Origin of the sequence: Fundidesulfovibrio terrae, assembly GCF_022808915.1 — a bacterium.
In the GTDB taxonomy this organism is placed as follows: Bacteria; Desulfobacterota; Desulfovibrionia; order Desulfovibrionales; family Desulfovibrionaceae; genus Fundidesulfovibrio; species Fundidesulfovibrio terrae.
In genome coordinates, this window is sequence record NZ_JAKZFS010000002.1 from 212,114 (window position 1) to 229,145 (window position 17,032).

16 protein-coding genes are annotated in these 17,032 nt (G+C 65.3%); 12 read left to right on the forward strand and 4 right to left on the reverse strand.

Annotated features, from left to right (window positions below):
- Positions 1–131: 131 nt before the first annotated feature.
- On the forward strand, positions 132–716 hold the full coding sequence (locus ML540_RS08130; protein ID WP_243359903.1) for a MarC family protein: 585 nt from the start codon (positions 132–134) through the stop codon (positions 714–716).
- A gap of 8 nt (positions 717–724) precedes the next feature.
- Here the strand turns inward: ML540_RS08130 and ML540_RS08135 are convergent, their stop codons facing one another.
- On the reverse strand, positions 725–1,531 hold the full coding sequence (locus tag ML540_RS08135) for a tetratricopeptide repeat protein (protein ID WP_243359904.1): 807 nt from the start codon (positions 1,529–1,531) through the stop codon (positions 725–727).
- An 80-nt stretch (positions 1,532–1,611) separates the two neighbouring features.
- A complete protein-coding gene (gene polA / locus ML540_RS08140; protein ID WP_243359906.1) occupies positions 1,612–4,287 on the reverse strand; it encodes a DNA polymerase I in 2,676 nt (891 codons plus the stop codon).
- A 307-nt stretch (positions 4,288–4,594) separates the two neighbouring features.
- Here polA and ML540_RS08145 point away from each other — a divergent pair, with 307 nt between their 5' ends.
- The 5 genes from ML540_RS08145 to ML540_RS08165 all read left to right on the forward strand — a co-directional run bounded on the left by ML540_RS08145 (position 4,595) and on the right by ML540_RS08165 (position 8,680).
- Positions 4,595–4,987, forward strand: a complete 393-nt coding sequence (locus ML540_RS08145; protein ID WP_243359908.1) for a 3D domain-containing protein — start codon at positions 4,595–4,597, stop codon at positions 4,985–4,987.
- A 231-nt stretch (positions 4,988–5,218) separates the two neighbouring features.
- Positions 5,219–6,685 carry a TolC family protein gene (locus tag ML540_RS08150; protein WP_243359909.1) on the forward strand — a complete coding sequence of 489 codons (1,467 nt, stop codon included), beginning with the start codon at positions 5,219–5,221 and terminating at the stop codon, positions 6,683–6,685.
- Positions 6,686–6,930: 245 nt separating this feature from the next.
- Positions 6,931–7,557 (forward strand): HD domain-containing protein, encoded by a 627-nt coding sequence (locus ML540_RS08155; RefSeq protein ID WP_243359912.1) that lies wholly within the window; start codon positions 6,931–6,933, stop codon positions 7,555–7,557.
- Between the two features lie 3 nt (positions 7,558–7,560).
- Positions 7,561–8,046 carry a metallophosphoesterase family protein gene (locus ML540_RS08160; RefSeq protein WP_243359914.1) on the forward strand — a complete coding sequence of 162 codons (486 nt, stop codon included), beginning with the start codon at positions 7,561–7,563 and terminating at the stop codon, positions 8,044–8,046.
- A gap of 25 nt (positions 8,047–8,071) precedes the next feature.
- Positions 8,072–8,680, forward strand: coding sequence for a nitroreductase family protein (locus tag ML540_RS08165; RefSeq protein WP_243359917.1), 609 nt, complete (start codon positions 8,072–8,074; stop codon positions 8,678–8,680).
- A gap of 5 nt (positions 8,681–8,685) precedes the next feature.
- Here ML540_RS08165 and ML540_RS08170 read toward each other — a convergent pair whose 3' ends face one another.
- Positions 8,686–9,060 carry an STAS domain-containing protein gene (locus ML540_RS08170; protein WP_243359918.1) on the reverse strand — a complete coding sequence of 125 codons (375 nt, stop codon included), beginning with the start codon at positions 9,058–9,060 and terminating at the stop codon, positions 8,686–8,688.
- 238 nt (positions 9,061–9,298) lie between these two features.
- Here ML540_RS08170 and sat point away from each other — a divergent pair, with 238 nt between their 5' ends.
- The 6 genes from sat to ML540_RS08200 all read left to right on the forward strand — a co-directional run bounded on the left by sat (position 9,299) and on the right by ML540_RS08200 (position 16,330).
- Entirely contained in the window at positions 9,299–10,612 is a 1,314-nt protein-coding gene (gene sat, locus ML540_RS08175) for a sulfate adenylyltransferase (RefSeq protein ID WP_243359919.1), read from the forward strand.
- 77 nt (positions 10,613–10,689) lie between these two features.
- Positions 10,690–10,911 (forward strand): hypothetical protein, encoded by a 222-nt coding sequence (locus ML540_RS08180; RefSeq protein ID WP_243359920.1) that lies wholly within the window; start codon positions 10,690–10,692, stop codon positions 10,909–10,911.
- Positions 10,912–11,003: 92 nt separating this feature from the next.
- Positions 11,004–12,920 (forward strand): aconitate hydratase, encoded by a 1,917-nt coding sequence (locus tag ML540_RS08185; RefSeq protein WP_243359921.1) that lies wholly within the window; start codon positions 11,004–11,006, stop codon positions 12,918–12,920.
- A gap of 98 nt (positions 12,921–13,018) precedes the next feature.
- Positions 13,019–14,965, forward strand: coding sequence for a peptidylprolyl isomerase (locus ML540_RS08190; protein ID WP_243359922.1), 1,947 nt, complete (start codon positions 13,019–13,021; stop codon positions 14,963–14,965).
- 132 nt (positions 14,966–15,097) lie between these two features.
- Positions 15,098–15,562 carry an Rrf2 family transcriptional regulator gene (locus ML540_RS08195; protein WP_243359923.1) on the forward strand — a complete coding sequence of 155 codons (465 nt, stop codon included), beginning with the start codon at positions 15,098–15,100 and terminating at the stop codon, positions 15,560–15,562.
- A gap of 81 nt (positions 15,563–15,643) precedes the next feature.
- Positions 15,644–16,330: a class I SAM-dependent methyltransferase gene (locus ML540_RS08200; RefSeq protein ID WP_243359925.1), complete on the forward strand. Its 687-nt coding sequence runs from the start codon at positions 15,644–15,646 to the stop codon at positions 16,328–16,330.
- 35 nt (positions 16,331–16,365) lie between these two features.
- Here ML540_RS08200 and ML540_RS08205 read toward each other — a convergent pair whose 3' ends face one another.
- Complete coding sequence (locus ML540_RS08205) at positions 16,366–17,028, reverse strand: tetratricopeptide repeat protein (RefSeq protein WP_243359927.1); 663 nt, start codon at positions 17,026–17,028, stop codon at positions 16,366–16,368.
- Between the last annotated feature and the right edge of the window lie 4 nt (positions 17,029–17,032).

Consider the following 17,032-nt stretch of genomic DNA (forward strand, 5'->3'; position numbering starts at 1 on the left):
GCGGAAGCGCGCCGGACCCGGCGCCATGAAGAGGGGGATTGCAAGGAACATTGAAAACGGGGTTTCGCGGGATGACATTTGCAGGCTATAGCATTCGTGAATATGGAGCGGTCAAGCCGCGCGGAGGCATAATGCTCGAGTTCTGGGCCTGTTTCGTCCCCCTGTTCGTGGCCGTGGACGCCGTGGGCGTGCTGCCCCTGTTTCTGGGGTTCACCCGGGGCATGGGGCGCAGGGAGATGGCGCCGCTCATCTTCAAGTCGGTACTGTCGGCCACGTTGGTGGCCGGGGCGTTCGTGCTGTTCGGGACCGAGCTGCTGGTGATGCTCGGCATCACCGTGGACGACTTCATGGTGGCGGGCGGGGCGGTGCTCTTCGTGATCGCGCTGTCGGACCTGGTGAGCCTGGGCGGCGTGCGCGAGCCGGTGAGCCCGGGTGACCTCGGCGTGGTGCCGCTCGGGATACCGCTCATAGCGGGACCGGCGGTGCTGACCACGGCCATGCTGCAACGGGAACTGCACGGGGTGGCCATGACCCTGGCGGCGCTTGCGGCCAACACGGCCTTGGCCGGGGCGGTGTTCTCGGCGGCCGGGCCGCTCAACCGCGTGCTCGGGGTGACCGGGGCCAAAATCGTGTCCAAGATCGCCAACCTGCTGCTGGCGGCCATCGCGGTAATGCTGATCCGCCGGGGCGTGGCGGGATTCCTGGGGATGGGCTAGGGGCGCGGTCAGCCCGCCGCCTGACGTTTTTTCGCCTGGGAGAGCACCTTCTGGGCCAGGACGATATCCGGCTGGGCTTCCAGGGCCTTGCGGGCCACGGTCACTGCCTCGTCCCATTTGCCGGACCTGGCCGTGAGCTGGGCCGTGGCCGCAAGCCAGAGCGGCGTCTCGCCGGTCTTCTTCTTGGCCTCGGAGAGCACCTTGAAGGCCGAGTCCGTTTCGCCCAGCTTGGCGGCGGCGGTGACCAGCAGGTCGTAGGCCCTGGCGTTGCCGGGGCTGGTCTCGATGGCCCCGCGCAGGTACTCCAGCGACGCCTTGTGGTGGCCCTTGTCCATGAGCTTCAGGGCCAGCATGGGGAACAGGCCGTCCTCGTCCACCCGCAGGGAAACGGCCTCGCGGAAATTGCGCTGGGCCTCCAGCAGGTTGCCTTCCTCGAGAAGCTTCTGTCCCTTGATGAGGAGCTGGTCGATCTTGAGCTTGCGCTCGCGCATCTGCTCCAGTGATTCTCGGTCCAGGTCCTCCTTGACCTTCTTGTACACGGCGGCCACGTACTGGAAGAGCTTGGCTTCCTGCCCCTTGGCGTAGGGGATGCCCTTGGGGATGTACTTGAGCACGCGCGGGCTCTTGCTCATGTTGGAGAACGCCTCGCGCAGCTGACTCTCCACCTCCATGCGCTCCGTGCTCGGCAGCGTCACCGACACGAAGCTCTTGAGGGCCGCGGCCAACGTGGCCAGCATCCGCAGGTCCTCGTTCTTGAGGTAGGCGGTCTTGGCCCTGGCCAGGTCTTCCTTGATGGTCTTGCCGGTGATCTTCATCGCAAAGTGTCCTTCTCGGTGTGGCGTAATAGAGCCATACCCGCGCCCGCGCCCGGAGGCAATCTCGGGAGTCCCGTGGGCTAGTGTGCCCCGCCCCAGTCGCGTCCCACGCCCATGTCCGCCACGATGGGCACGTCGAGCGACACCACGCCGGTCATGAGCTGCGAAAGGCGCTCTCCGGCGGCTTGCCCGGCGCTCTCCGGGGCCTCGAGCACCAGTTCGTCGTGCACCTGGAGGATGAGCTTGGCTTTCAGCGAGTGCAGGGTTTCGTCCGAGGCGGTTCGCAGCATGGCCATCTTGATGATGTCGGCGGCGCTGCCCTGGACCACGGTGTTGATGGCCTGGCGGCGCGCCTGGGATTCAAGCTGGTTGTTGCGGGAGTGGATGTCCGGCAGAAGCCGCCTGCGTCCGGCCAGGGTGGTGACGAAGCCGGTCTGCTTGGCCTGGTCCACCACCTGCTGGTAATACTCCTTGAGCGTAGCCATGCGCTCAAAATACCTGGCGATAAAATCCTTGGCCTCGTTCAGGGTGAGCCCCAGTTCGCGCCCGAGCTTTTGGGGGCCCATGCCGTAGAGCAGGCCGAAGTTGATGGTCTTGGCCTGGCGGCGCTGCTCGGGGGTCACGGCTTCCTGGGGCCGGTCGAAGAGGAGGGCGGCCGTGCGGGAGTGGATGTCCACGCCCTGGCGGAACGCCTCCAAAAGGGCCGGGTCCCGGGAGAAATGGGCCAGCACGCGCAGCTCGATCTGGGAGTAGTCCGCCGAAGCCAGCACCATGCCCGGCGCGGCGGTGAAGAGGGCGCGCATGCGCTTCCCGAGGTCTCCCCGCGCGGGGATGTTCTGGAGGTTGGGGGCGCTGGAGGAGAGCCGCCCCGTGGCCGTGGCCAACTGGTTGAAGGTGGTGTGGACGCGGTCCGCCTCGTCGGCCAGCGCGGGCAGGGGTTCCAGATAGGTGGAGCGCAGCTTCTCGAGCTTGCGGAACTCCAGGATGGAGTCCACCAGCGGATGCTGCCCGGCCAGGCGTTCCAGCACCTCGGCCGAGGTGGAGGCCGCGCCGCCCGGGGTCTTGGCCGGAGCCTTGAGTCCCAGGCGGTTGTAGAGCACGTCGGCCAGCTGTTGGCTGGAGCGGATGTTGAAGCGCACCTCGGCCTGGCGGTGCATCTGCTCGGTGATCTGGGCAAGCCTCGAGTTCACCTCGTCGGCGAAGGCGGCGAAGGCCTGCTTGTCGATGCGGATGCCCGCCTTTTCCATGTCCACCAGCACCGGCACCAGGGGCAGCTCCAGCTCGCGCATGAGCGGGCTAAGCCCGGCCTGCTCGATGCGCGAGGCCAGGCGTCCGGCCAGGGCCAGGCAGGCCAGGCCGCGCGCTCCGCCGGGAGCCTCGTCCGGATTGAAGGTGGGGTCGGCCCAGAGTCCGTCCAGCAGGCGCTCCCAGGTGTAGATGCGGTCCTCGGGGCCAAGCAGGTAGGCGGCCAGGCTCAGGTCGAACCAGCATTCCAGGGGAACGCTCCGCCAGGCGTCGCTCGCCGACAGCAGATCCTTGAGCGAGGGCGTGGCCACCCGGGAGGCCACGGCCAGAAGCGGGGCGATCTCGGCCGGAGTGGCGACCACCAGCCACTGGTGGTCGCCGGCAGCCAGCAGAAAATCCGTAACTCCCGGGACCAGGGCGACATCCATATTTTTTAAGGATGGGATGTCCGCAAGCGGCGTGGGGGCCTCGGGCTGGGCCGCGCCGTTGCCGGATGCGCCCTTGGGGGCGGAGCCGAAGAGCGAGAGCTGGCCGCCCGCGTCGTCCTGCGCGGTCCGGGAGGCAGCGCCGTTCCCGGCGGAAGCGCCGCGCTGCGGTTCCAAGGCGGCGGCGAGCAGGGGAGGGGCTTCGGCCGGGCGCGGCAGCTCGCGCGCAAGCGAGCGCAGCTCGTAGGTGTTGAGGAAGCGCTCCAGTTCGTCCCTGGGGGCCGGGGTGACGGCCAGGGACTCCAGGGTCACGTACTCGGCGGCGTCGAGCTTGAGCCGCGTCAGCTCCCGGTAGGTGAAGAGGTCGTCCATGTGGGGCTCGATCTTCTTGCGCCAGGCGGGCTTGATCGCCGCGATGCCTTCCTTGAGCTCTTCCAGGCTCGGGAACTGGGCCACCACTTCCAGGGCGGTCTTGGGTCCCACGCCGGGAACCCCGGGAATGTTGTCGCTCGCGTCGCCGGTCAGGGCCTGGAAGTCCGGCCAGTGGGCCGGCCCGGCCGGGAACTCGGCCAGGAAGTCCTCCAGGGTGGTGATGCGCTCCTGCTTGCCCGAGGGGTCCCACATGGTCACCCCGCGGTCCAGGCATTGGCGAAGGTCCTTGTCCACGCCCACGATGACCACCGGCCCGTGCGCCTTGTTGCTGGCGGCCAGGCTGGCGATGGTGTCGTCAGCCTCCACGCCTTCGTGGCGCAGCACCGGGAAACCCAGCAGCTTGACGCCCTCGATGATGGGTTCGATCTGCTGGGCCAGGGGCTCGGGCATCTTCTGGCGCTGCGCCTTGTAGGCCGGGAAAATATCGGCCCTGAAGGAGGGGCCTCTTCCGTCCACCACGAAGGCGGCCCGGCGGGGGCGCTCCTCGCGCAGGAGCTTCATGGCCAGGCGCATGACGATGTACAGGGCGTTGGTGGGAAATCCGTCGGAGCGGGTCAGGTCGCCGAAGGCGTAGAACCCCCTGTATATGTAGGAGGTGCCGTCGATGAGGTAGAGCGGCTCGGAGCCGGGGAGAAGGCGGTCCCTCAGGGGCATGCGGGATATCCTTTTTCCAGTCTTCTAGCCCGCCTGGGCGGTGCCCGCAACCGTGAGGAGCGGTGAAATTTAGGGGTTGCACCCCGACTCCTGATCTGCTACTCGAGCTACCATGACAAACCCGGCCGTGTTCAAGGAGCCAGGCCGGACAACCAATCGAAGCCATGGCGCGTTGTTGGAGGTTACTATGGTAAAAAGCATTAACATTCTTTTGCTGGCATGTCTGGCCCTAGGGCTGTATCATTTTCGTCAAGAGACAGTGCGGTTGGAATCAGCGTTGTCATCATCGGAAAATGCACAATCCGAGATGCGTGTCGAGGTTGAAAAGATACGCGACGAGTCCAACCTGCTTAGGATGGTGGTTTTGGCCAATTTGTCCAAAATCGCCGACCCGATTCCCAATAAGCTGCTCACCGTGACGGCCTATACTTCCGTGGAACTCCGGGAAGTCCCGGAGCAACAGCTGCTCACCGCGTCTCTTTCCAAACCAAAGGAAGGGGCCATCGCCGTATCCCGCGATCTGTTCAAACAGGGGTGGGTCTTTGGCAAGAAGGTCTACATCAAGAACCACGGTGTATTCGTCATCACCGACCTGATGGGCAACAGCAAAACCAAGAGCGTGGATATCTACATGAACGATCAGGACCGGGCCTTGCAGTTCGGCAAGAAGCAGATCGAGGTGGTCTTGCTCGACGTGTAGGGCCCCTAAGGACATGCCAGCACAGTCAGGGGCTTCGGCCCCTGATTTTTTTTGCCCTTTTCAACAGTACGGAACTTGGCTATACCCGTGCGCGGTATGCGGATCGTTCCCGTTATCCGGTTTGTCGCGGCCGCCCGTGCCCTTGAGACGGTTGCCGCGCGTAAAAACGCAATCCTGACCGAATCGGGAAAAGTTCCGGCCTTGGCCGGGGCGTTTCTCCGGAGGTATTCCATGAATTTCAGCGCCATCGCGCTCGCGCTCTGCCTCGCGGCCGCTCCCCTGGCCCAAGCCCAGGCCCAGATCAGGTCCTACGACCAGACTCCGGCACAGATGCAGGCCGACTCCCAGGCCAAGGGCCAGCAGCAGGCCCAGGCCCCGCAGGGCTCCGGCCAGGACCAGCAGGGCTCCAACATGGACCTGGGCAAGTCCGTCCAGCGCGCCCTGGACGCCAACCCCCAGATGCAGTCGGCCAAGCAGCAGATCTACGGCGCCCAGTCCGGCGTCTACGCGGCCACGGCGGCCTTCGCGCCCACCGGCACTGCCTCCTACCAGGGCACGACGAGCACCTCGAAGTTCCCCACCACGGTGACTCAGACCATCAACGGCACCACCGTCACCGGGATCACCAAGCGCTGGTTCGATCCGTCGTTTTTCGCCACACTGGACCTGAACGTCAGCCAGCCCCTGTTCACCGGTTTCAGGCTGCTCTCGTCGTACCAGAAGTCCAAGCTGGCCAAGGACCAGGCCGACGCCCTCTACCGCCGCACCGAGCTGACCCTGGTGCGTTCGGTGCAGACCGCCTTCCTGACGCTTCTCAAGGCCCGCTCGGACGTGAAGTCCAACAAGGACGCCGTGGCCCGGCTCGCTTCCCAGCTCAAGGTGACGCGCGCCTTCTACGACGTGGGCCTGCGCCCCCGCCTGGACGTGCTCCAGGCCGAGTCCGACCTGGCTAGCGCCGAGCAGGCCCTGCTCGCCGCTCAGAACTCCGTGGACATCCAGCTGGCCCAGCTCAACTCGCTGCTGAACATCCCCCTGGACCAGGGCGTGGACTACCTGGGCGAGCTCTCCCAGATTCCCTTCAAGATGACCCTGCAGCAGGCCCTGGACGAGTCCTACAAGGAGCGCCCGGACATCGCCATCGCGGTCAAGTCCGTGGAGATGGCCGAGAAGGACGCCACCATCGCCTTGAGCCCCGCCCTGCCGCAGGTGAGCGCCGATTACGACTACATCCGTCAGGGCGACACCTGGGGCCTGCGCGAGAACCTGAGCACCACCAGCTCCACCGCCTATTTCGAGCGTCACCAGTTCCAGCTCACCTTCACCTGGAAGGCCTGGGATTGGGGTAACACCTATTTCACCTACCGCCAGGCCGGCGAGAACGTGAAGAAGCTCCAGGCAGACCTGGCCAAGCTGCGTCTGGACGTGGGGGCCGAGGTCAAGACCCAGTTCCTGAACATCCAGGACGCCGCCAAGCGCATCGCCGTGGCCAAGGCCGGACTGGCCGCCGCCAACGAGGGCTACCGCATGGCCGTGGCCCGCTACCAGGCCCAGGTCGGCACCAACACCGACGTGCTGGACGCCCAGGCCCGGGTGTCGCGCGCCGAGTTTCAACTCACCCAGGCCCTCACCGACTACCAGATCGCCATCTCCAACCTGTACTACTCCATCGGGCGCAAGAACCTGAAGCTCGACGGCTAGCGTTTTCGCCTCACGGCGCAAAGAAAGGGCTCCCCGGTTCTTCCGGGGAGCCCTTTTTCGTGCCCGCCCGGTAAATATGGCTGCCGGGGATGACTCCCCCTCCCGCCGCCTTGCTGCGGGCCCGCGCCTCCGGGCGAACGTATCCCGTCTGCGGGGCAACAAGCCCTCTCGCCAACCGGGGCGGGATGTTTTATGGAGTGGCCGCGGCCGCACCCCGGCCGCGAACATTTTTTCAGGATGCGACCATGGGCGACGATCCGATTTCCACCGTGGACATGACCGGCCGCGACCGCCTCACCCGGATGGCCGATTTCCTCTTCGAGGTGAGCATGCTCAGGCGCACGCCGCGCACGGGCTACCAGTTCCTGGGCTCAGGGAGCGAGAACGTGGCCGAGCACTCCTTCGGCACGGCCATGATCGGCTACACCCTGGCCCGCATGGCCGGGGCTGACGAGGGGAAAACCGTGCTCCTGTGCCTGTTCCACGACGTTCACGAGGCCCGCACCGGGGACTTCAACTACGTGGCCAAGCTCTACAACACCCACGACTCGCGCCGCGCCCTGGCCGACGGCCTCAAGGGCACGGGCATGTCCGGGCCGGTGCTGAAACTCCACGACGAGCTGGAGGAGGCCCTGAGCCTGGAGGCGAGGCTCGCCCAGGACGCAGACCAGCTGGACCTCATGGTCAACCTGAAGGAACTCCTGGACCTGGGCAACCCCTACGCCCGAAAGTGGATGGACTGCGCCGTGGAGCGCCTGCGCACTCCCCAGGGACGCGAGCTGGCAAAGGCCATCATGACCACCGACCACACCGACTGGTGGTTCCTGGGCCCCGACGCCTGTTGGTGGGAACGCAAGAACGGGAAGGAGTAGGGCGTGCTGCTGGCCGTCATTTCCGACACCCACCTGGATGTCCCCAGCGACTGGTTCAAGGCCTTCTTCGAGGAGCACCTCCTCCCGGCCGACGCCCTCATCCACTGCGGCGACACCACCGGCAAGGCGCTGCACGACTACATGGCCCTAGGCCACCCCAACTTTCACGGCGTGGCCGGCAACTGTTGCGACTGGCGCATCGGCCAGGAACTGCCGGCGATGCTCCGCTTGAACCTGGCGGGCAAGGCCGTGGGCGTGACCCACGGCTGGGGCGAGAAACCCTCGCTGCCCGCCCGGCTGCCCGAAGCTTTCGGGCCGGGATTCGACCTCATCCTGTTCGGCCACACTCACCGCCAGACCAACATCCGGTTCGGCGACACCCTGGTGGTCAACCCGGGCAGCCTGTCCGGGGACAAGCCGTCCATGGCCTTCGTGCGCCTGGGCGACGAGATCGAAGTGAGTTTTTGCAGTTTCTCCAAAAACATCTGAGCCTCACATCCGACAAGGAGGCCCCATGACCGTCAAGGACGCCATCGCCAAGCGCCGCTCCATCCGCAAGTACACGGACGAGCCCGTATCCAGGGAACTCCTGCTGGAGCTGATCGAGGCAGCCCGGCTGTCTCCGTCGGGGTGCAACTCCCAGCCCTGGCGCTTCAGGCTGGTCACGGAGAAACCGGACATCGAGTGGTTCGGCGGACCGGCCACCGCCGGGCAGCGCTTCGTGGGCAGGGCAGGCGCGGTGATTGTGTGCTGCGTGGACACGTCGGCCTACCTGTGCGACTCGCGGGCAACCCTCCGCGCCCTGCGCGAGGCCGGGCTCATGTCCGACGAGTTCGCCAACGACGTGGACCAGTCGTACCTGAAGCCCTCCGAGGCAGGACCCCCGGGGATTCTCAAGGGCGCGGCCGCGCTCAACCTGGCCATCGCCATGTCGGCCATGATGCTCCGGGCCGTGGAGCTCGGGCTCGGAACCACCTGGATAGGCAGGCTGGAGGAGGCGCTGGTGAAAGAGCGCCTGGGGCTGCCCGAAGGACTCGGGGTCGTGGCGCTGCTGGCCGTGGGATACCCGGCCGAGGACCCGGCGGCGAGGCCGCGCAAGTCCCTGGAGGAAATTCTGCTGTAGCGGGGCTAGAGGCTCTGGGCGCGCTCGTTGTTTTCCCGCATGAGCTCGCGCATCTGCTTCATGGCCTCGGCCTCGTTTTGCACGATGGGCAGGAGCTTGTGCAGGCGGGTGATGACGAAGACGCTCATGATGTCCTCGGAGACGCCGTGCAGCACGCAGAAACCCTCGCTTTTGCGGCAGTGCAGCAGCACGGTCATGAGGGCCTTCATGCCCACGGAGTCGATGAAGCCCACCTGGGAGAAGTCGATGATCGCCGCGCGGGTGGGCCTGAAGGCCTCGATGAGGTCGTCGGCCAGCTGGTCCGCGATGCGGGCCTCGATGCGGGGGGCGTTGATTCGCGCTATGGTCACGCCGTCTTCGGTGCTTACGTCGAGAAGCATGTGCGGCCCTCCTCCTGCTGTTGCCTGTTGGCAGGATGCATGGGGGGAACGAGTCCGTCAAGCCGGGGCGGAATGGCTTGACAAGGAGTCATTTTTTTCACAATAAAACATCCCACGTGAATTTTTTATCATAGGGCGTTCCGAATCCCGTCCGGGTGTAGGGCGCACGGGTGGCCGCGTCTGCGGCCTGGGCGGCAGCATCTGAAACAACACTATCCGTAAAGGAGAGGAAACGAACATGTCCAGACTGGTTCCCCCGCATGGTGGCAAAGGCCTCACTATCTGTCTGCTGGAAGGCGCCGAGCGCGAAGAGGCCCTCAAGAAGGCCGCCACGCTGAAGAAAGTCGTTATCTCCCCCCGCGAAAAGGGCGACCTGATCATGATGGGCACCGGCGGCTTCTCGCCGATCACCTACTTCATGAACAAGGCCGACTGGAAGTCCGTGTGCGAGAAGATGACCCTCACCGACGGCACCTTCTGGCCCGTTCCCGTTACCCTCTCCGTTTCCGCTGAAGACGCCGCCGGCATCAACGTCGGTCAGGAAGTGGCCCTCGAGTCCGCCAAGGGCGAGATGATGGCCATCATCACCGTCACCGAGAAGTACACCCTCACCGAAGAAGAGAAGAAGTGGGAGTGCTACCAGGTGTTCAAGGGCGCCGGCCCCGACTCCGCCGACGACGTGTTCTGGGAGACCGCCCTGAAGGACCACCCCGGTGTCCAGATGGTCATGAGCCAGAAGCCCGTCTGCCTGGCCGGTAACGTGAAGGTCCTCTCCGAGGGCGACTACCCCGTGAAGTACAAGGGCGTGTACAAGCGTCCCGCCGACCTGCGCGCCGAGATGGACAAGAAGGGCTGGCAGAAGGTCGCCGCTCTGCAGCTGCGCAACCCCATGCACCGCTCGCACGAGTTCCTGGCCAAGATCGCCGTTGAAGTGTGCGACGGCGTGGTCATCCACTCCCTGATCGGCAACCTGAAGCCCGGCGACATCCCGGCCGAAGTGCGCGTGAAGGCCATCGACACCCTGGTCGAGCACTACTTCGTGAAGGACCACGTCATCCAGGCCGGCTACCCCCTGGACATGCGTTACGCCGGTCCCCGCGAAGGCCTGCTGCACGCCACCTTCCGCCAGAACTACGGCATCAACAACATGATCATCGGTCGTGACCACGCCGGCGTGGGCGACTTCTACGGCATGTTCGAGGCCCAGGAGATCTTCAAGCGCATCCCCTACGCGACCGCCGAGGCCGCTTGCGCCGTCGAGCCTGGCAAGGCCCTGCTCTGCCAGAACATGAACATCGACTGGACCTTCTACTGCTTCAAGTGCGACGGCATGGCCTCCCTGCGCACCTGCCCGCACACCAAGGAAGACCGCGTCATCCTGTCCGGCACCAAGCTGCGCAAGATGCTGTCCGACGGCGAAGCCGTGCCCGATCACTTCGGCCGCGACGAGTGCCTGGTGATCCTGCGCGCCTACTACGAAGGCCTGACCGAGAAGGTCGAGGTCAAGATGCAGCGCGCTGCTTCCGGCGACCACACCGCCCAGAAGAAGTAGTTGATTTCGGCTCACGCCGAATCCGGGGAGGCGCCGCATGGCGCCTCCCTTTTTCGTTTATAATTCGAGGGGTACGCATGAAAGAAGAGATCGCCGCCGTCGAGGCCGAAATCGCTCAGTTCGAAAAGGAGCGCGACGCCTGCCTGGCCTCCATCAAGGCCCTGCGCGCCGAAGAGGACCCGGCCGCCGGAGTGTTCCGCAACACGGAGATCCACGCCGCCCAGCAGGAGAAGCTGCGCCTGGATTTCGAGATCCAGTACCGCAAGAACAGGATCAACAGGATGCGGTTCGGGATGTAGCGCTGGTCGGATGCGTTCAGCTCTGCGAACTTGACATCTTTCGCAAAGCCGGGGCACATGGCCCAACTTTCACGAATTACGCGAGGACGACCATGGGCAAGAACATCACTCAGAAGATCATCGCCGCCCACCTGGTGAGCGGAAAAATGAAACCCGGCTCCGAGATCGGGCTCAGAATCGACCAGACCCTCACCCAGGACGCCACCGGCACCATGGCCTGGCTGCAGTTCGAGGCTATCGGCGTGCCCCGGGTCAAGACCGAGCTGTCCGTGAGCTACGTGGACCACAACACCATGCAGCAGGGGTTCCGCAATCCCGACGACCACCAGTTCCTGCGCACCGTCGCCGCCAAGTACGGCGCGGTGTTCTCCCCTCCGGGCACCGGCATCTGCCACCAGCTGCACCTGGAGAACTTCGCCAAGCCCGGCAAGACGCTCATCGGCTCCGACTCCCACACCCCCACCGCGGGCGGAGTGGGCAGCCTCTCCATGGGCGCGGGCGGGCTTTCCGTGGCCCTGGCCATGGCGGGCGAGCCCTATTTCATCACCATGCCCAAGGTGGTCAAGGTGCAGCTCGAGGGTGAGCTGACCGGCTGGGCCACCGCCAAGGACATCATCCTGCACCTGCTCGGCATGCTCACCGTCAAGGGCGGCGTGGGCAAGGTGTTCGAGTACGCCGGACCGGGCGTGGCCACCCTGTCCGTGCCCGAGCGCGCCACCATCACCAACATGGGCGCGGAACTCGGCGCCACCGGCTCGCTCTTCCCCTCGGACGCCGTCACCAAGAAGTTCCTGGCCGCCATGGGCCGCCCCGAGGACTACGCGCCCCTGAAGGCCGATCCCTCGGCCGCCTACGACGAAGAGATCGTCATCGACCTCGGGAAGCTCGAGCCCCTGGCCGCCCAGCCCCACATGCCCGACCGCATGGCCACCATCAAGAGCCTGGCCGGTCTCAAGGTGGACCAGTCCGCCATCGGCTCCTGCACCAACTCGTCCTACTCGGACCTGAAGACCGTGGCGCTCATGCTCAAGGACAAGCGGGTGAAGCCCGAGACCGACCTGTTCATCTCGCCCGGCTCCAAGCAGGTGCTCAAGATGCTGGCCGACGAGAACCTGCTCCAGATCTACCTGGACGCGGGCGCGCGCATTCTCGAGTGCACCTGCGGCCCCTGCCTGGGCTACGGCGGCTCGCCCGTTTCCGGCGGCGTGTCCGCGCGCACCTTCAACCGCAACTTCGAGGGCCGCAGCGGCACCCGGGACGCCAAGGTGTATCTGGTCAGCCCCCAGACTGCGGCCATGGCGGCGCTGAACGGCGCGTTCACCGACCCGGCCACCTGGGGCACTCCCCCGGCCAAGGTTGTGATGCCCAAGAAGGTGCCCTCCATCCGCCATCTGTTCGTATTCCCGCCCGAGGACGGCTCCAAGGTGGAGATCCGGCGCGGACCCAACATCGCGCCCCTGTCGCGCTTCGGCAAGACCCCCGAGACCGTCACCTCCAAGGTGGCCCTCAAGGTGGGCGACGACATCACCACCGACCACATCCTGCCCGGCGGCACCCACATCATGAGCCTGCGCTCCAACATTCCGGCCATCTCGGAATACCTGTTCACCAACGTGGACAAGGAGTTCGTTTCCCGGATCAAGGAGATGGGCGGCGGCGTCATCGTGGGCGGCGAGAACTACGGCCAGGGCTCCTCGCGCGAGCACGCGGCGCTTGGCCCCCGGCACCTGGGCGTCACGGCGGTGATCGTGAAGAGCCTGGCGCGCATCCACCGGGCCAACCTGGTGAACTTCGGCATCCTGCCGCTGATGTTCGTAGACAAGGCCGATTACGATGTGCTGGCCCAGGGCGGCGAGATCGCCATCCCCGTGGCCAAGATGAAGCCCGGCAAGCCCGTCGAGGCCGTTGTGAACGGCAAGACCAAGGTCAAACTCACAAATGATTTGACCGCGAAGGAGCTGGACATTATTTTGGCCGGCGGTCTGCTCAACGCCGTGGGCAATCGCTAGACACTCACGTCTACCGCACCCGGCGGCCGCTGGCGCGAGCCCGCGGCCGCCGTTTTTCGGCGAGGCTTGAGCCCAAGTTCCCCAAGGAGCCCCGTAACATGTTGGATATCCTCCGGCAGCATTCCCAGTCCTGGGTCATCAAAGCCATTTTCGGCATCATCATCGCCGTGTTCGTGTTCTTCGGCATCTATTCCTTCCGGGATCAGCGCGGAGCCGGCGGCGTGCTGGCCTACGTGGGCGAGAAGCCCATCCTGGTGAAGGATTTCATGAGCGAATACGAAGGCGCGCTCAGGCAGGCCCAGGCCCAGAACCCCTCCCTCACCAAGGAGGACCTGGAGCGCTTCGGCTTCAAGAGCCAGGTGCTCATGCAGATGGCCGGCCGCGTGCTCATCTTCGACCAGGCCGAGAAGCTGGGCGTGGCCGTGTCGCAGGCCGAGCTGCAGGCCGAGATCGCCCGCGTGCCCGCCTTCCAGAACGACCAGGGCAAGTTCGACTACGATCTGTACAAGGAAAAGCTCAAGTCCGTGGGCTTAAACCCCGAAAGCTTCGAGAGCGACCAGAAGCGCGACCTGCTCTACGAGAAGATGGTGCTCTACTCCATCCTGCCGGTGTACGTCACCGCGCCGGAGGTGCGCTCCATCTACAACTTCTCCCAGGAGAAGGCCGTGGTGGACTACCTCTCCTTCCCTGCCCGCGAGTTCGCCTCCCAGGTGAACGTCGCGGACGACAAGGTGAAGGAGGTCTACGAGTCCTCCAAGGAGAAGTACAAGCGCCCGGCCCAGGCCAAGATCGAGTATCTCGAGATCACCCCCGCCTCCCTGGCCGACCCCAAGCAGGTCAGCGATCAGGAGGCCAAGACCTACTACGACGCCAATCCGGACAAGTTCAAGCATCCGGACATGGTGAAGGCCAATCACCTGCTGGTGCTCCTGGCCCAGGACGCCAAGGACGAGGACGTCAAGGCGGCCGAGAAGCGACTGGCCGACCTGTCCGCGCGTCTGCGTAAGGGCGAGGCCCTGGACAAGGTGATCGCCGCTCCGGGCCAGCCCGCCGTCACCGGCGGCGACCTGGGTTGGTTCGCCAAGGGCACCATGGTGCCCGAGTTCGAGCAGGCCGCCTTCTCGCTCAAGAAGGGCGAGGTTTCAGGCACGGTCCGCACCCAGTACGGCCTGCACGTCATCCAGGTGGTGGACAAAAAGCCCGAGGGCGTCACTCCCTTCGACGAGGCCAAGGAAGACATCAAGCGCGACATGGCCGAGGACAAGGCCGCCGAGACCCTGGGCAAGACCGTGGACGGCATGCTCGAGGAACTCATCGGCGGCGCGGACATCGCCAAGCTGGCCCAGTCCAAGGGGCTTTCCTCCAAGGCCTCCGAGTACTTCAGCCGCCAGCGCCCGCCGCTGGACCTGAACCTGACCCCCGAGTCCCTTTCGCTCATCTTCTCCCAGCAGCCCGGCAAGGCCGTGCCCCAGGCCATGGCCTCGGGCGAGGGCTTCGTTCTGGCCAAGGTGGTGGACGTGAAGCCCGAGTACATCCCCTCCCTTGAGGAGGTGTCCAAGACGGTCAGCGCCGACATCCTGGCCGACGAGTCCCTGAAGCTGGCCGAGGCCAAGTCCAAGGAAGTGGCGGCCATGCTCGCCACCCCCGAGGGCCAGGCCAAGGTGGAGCAGGACTACAAGGACAAGTTCAAGACCTCCGCGCCGTTCGGCCGCCAGGGCGCCATCCAGGAGCTGGGCCAGGCCCAGGCCCTGTCCGAGGCCGCCTTCTCGGCCAAGGAGCCCGGTTGGCTGCAGGGCTCGTACGCCGTGGTCAGCGGATTCGTGGTGGCCAAGCTCAAGGAACGCCAGTTCCCCACCGATGCCGAATGGCAGCGCGACCGAACCAAGATCATGTCCCAGGCCGTGCCCTTCCAGCAGGAGCAGCTGCTGCGCTCCTACATGCAGTACCTGCTGGAGAAGATGCCCATCAAGATCGTCAACAAGGACATCATCGGACCGGCCGCTATGGGCGGCCCCGAACAGGGCGCCAGCGAAGGCAAATCCTAGATCCGAAGACGCATGCAAGCAGAAGAGCGGCCCTTGGGCCGCTCTTTTTTTGTTTCAAGCGGGCATGGACAATGATCGAAACCGGGCCGCATCGCCTTGACGCCAGACAGGTCATGTAATAGTTCATGTTACATGAAACGCGATAGCCGGTTGTCGGGCATGCTCCATGTTTTGCTGCACATGGCAGGGCTTGACGGCCCTGCGACCTCAGAGGCGCTTGCCAAGGAGCTCGGCACCAATCCCGTGGTGATTCGGCGTACCCTGGCCGGCCTTCGTAACCAGGGGTATGTCCTGTCGGAAAAAGGACATGGCGGCGGATGGACGCTGGGTCGCGATCTGTCCGAAGTGTCGCTGCTCGATATTTACCGCGCGCTCGGAAGCCCTTCGCTTCTGGCCATGGGCAACCGGGTGCAGACGCCTGGCTGCCTCATCGAACAGAGCGTCAATGCCGCCCTCGATCAAGCATTCAGCGACGCGGAAGCGTTGCTGTTGTCTCGTTTTGGCGAAGTGACGCTCGCGGCGCTCCGCGCGGACCTTCAAGACCGCCTCGACCGGCGTGGCAGGGATCATGACTTGGGGGAAAGGCGTGCGCCCTGACGATATGACCTTTAGCCGCGGCGCCGCGAAGCTGGCGATCCTCGCGCCCTCGGAGAAACCCGCTCAGTTTGGAGCGGCGTCATGAACAGATTGGGCGAGCATTTCTCAAACCCACAAGCCGTGGCCCGTTACGTTGAAGGTCCTGTGCGAGCCGTGCCCGGGTTTTGCGACATGCAACGCATGGCTTCGCTTTTGATCGCGGAGCGGGTTGGGGAAGATGCGCGCGTGCTGGTGCTTGGAGCGGGCGGCGGGTTGGAAATGAAGGTGTTCGCGGATGCTCATCCCGGATGGACATTCGATGGCGTGGACCCGTCCGCCGAGATGCTCGCCCTGGCTGAACGGACCCTGGGGCTGCGCGCCTCGCGCGCCAGGCTGCACAAGGGGTATGTCGACGATGCGCCCGTGGGACCGTTCGATGCGGCGGCGTGCCTTTTGACGCTGCACTTCATCCCGGCGGACGAGCGTCGGCGGACGCTGGCTGAAATGCGCCGCCGCCTCAGGCCTGGCGCGCCTCTTGTCGTCGCCCACCTCAGCTTTCCGCAACAGGATGAAGCCGAGCGCGCGCTCTGGCTGTCGCGGTACGCCGCATTCCTTTGCGATTCGGGAGTTGAGCGTGGCAAGGCCGAACAGGCGCGTGCGGCGATGGATGCGCATTTGCCACTGTTCACGCCGGAGCAGGATGAATCGCTGCTGCGCGACGCAGGATTCTCGGACGCCAGCCTGTTCTACGCGGCGTTCGCGTTTCGCGGCTGGGTGGCGTATGCTTGACGGCCTTCGTTCGTCCGGCCTCTTCCTTTCCCCCGCTATTTACGCCAGATATCCCGCTCGTCTTCAGGAAGGTACTTCAGGTAGGGCTCGACGGCCTTCGCGCCGCCACGCTTGCGCAGCAGGAAGAGCAGATTCGGTAGCACTTCCGGCAGGCGGAAATCCTGGTCCACCAACGCCTTGAAAATCCCTTCGGCCTGGGATTCGCGCCCGAGCCGCCACAGGGCGTAGCCCGCGCCCAGGGAGGCTTCCCGGGCGAGCAGGGTATCCTTGGATGTAGCGGCCGTCTCGAAGGATTCGAGCGCCGCCTGGGGGTCTCCGGCGCTGAGCTGTTCCCAGCCTGTATTGAGGGCGTCCAGTTCGCCGGGGGCCTTGCCCGGCTTTTTTTGGGGCAGTCGGTAGGGCGAGACGGAGGGCGAAGGCTGCGTGATGTCGGTTCCGCCGCTTTCGCGAGAGACCGTAGCGTCGAGCTGTCCGGCCCGGGACTGGCCGCCGGTGTCCTGGCTTTCGCGGACGACGCTGCCGGGCAGGGGTTCCCGGACCGGCTCAAAGGCCGAGGCCGCTACCGGCAGGGCCAGAATGGCTGCCACGGCGACCGACCGGAAAATGGGGCGCGACCGCGGCTTTGTCCCGGCCAGCGCCGGAGCGGCGCAATCGGTCGCCGCTCCCGGCGCAACGGCCATAAGACGGACCTTGTCCATGCCC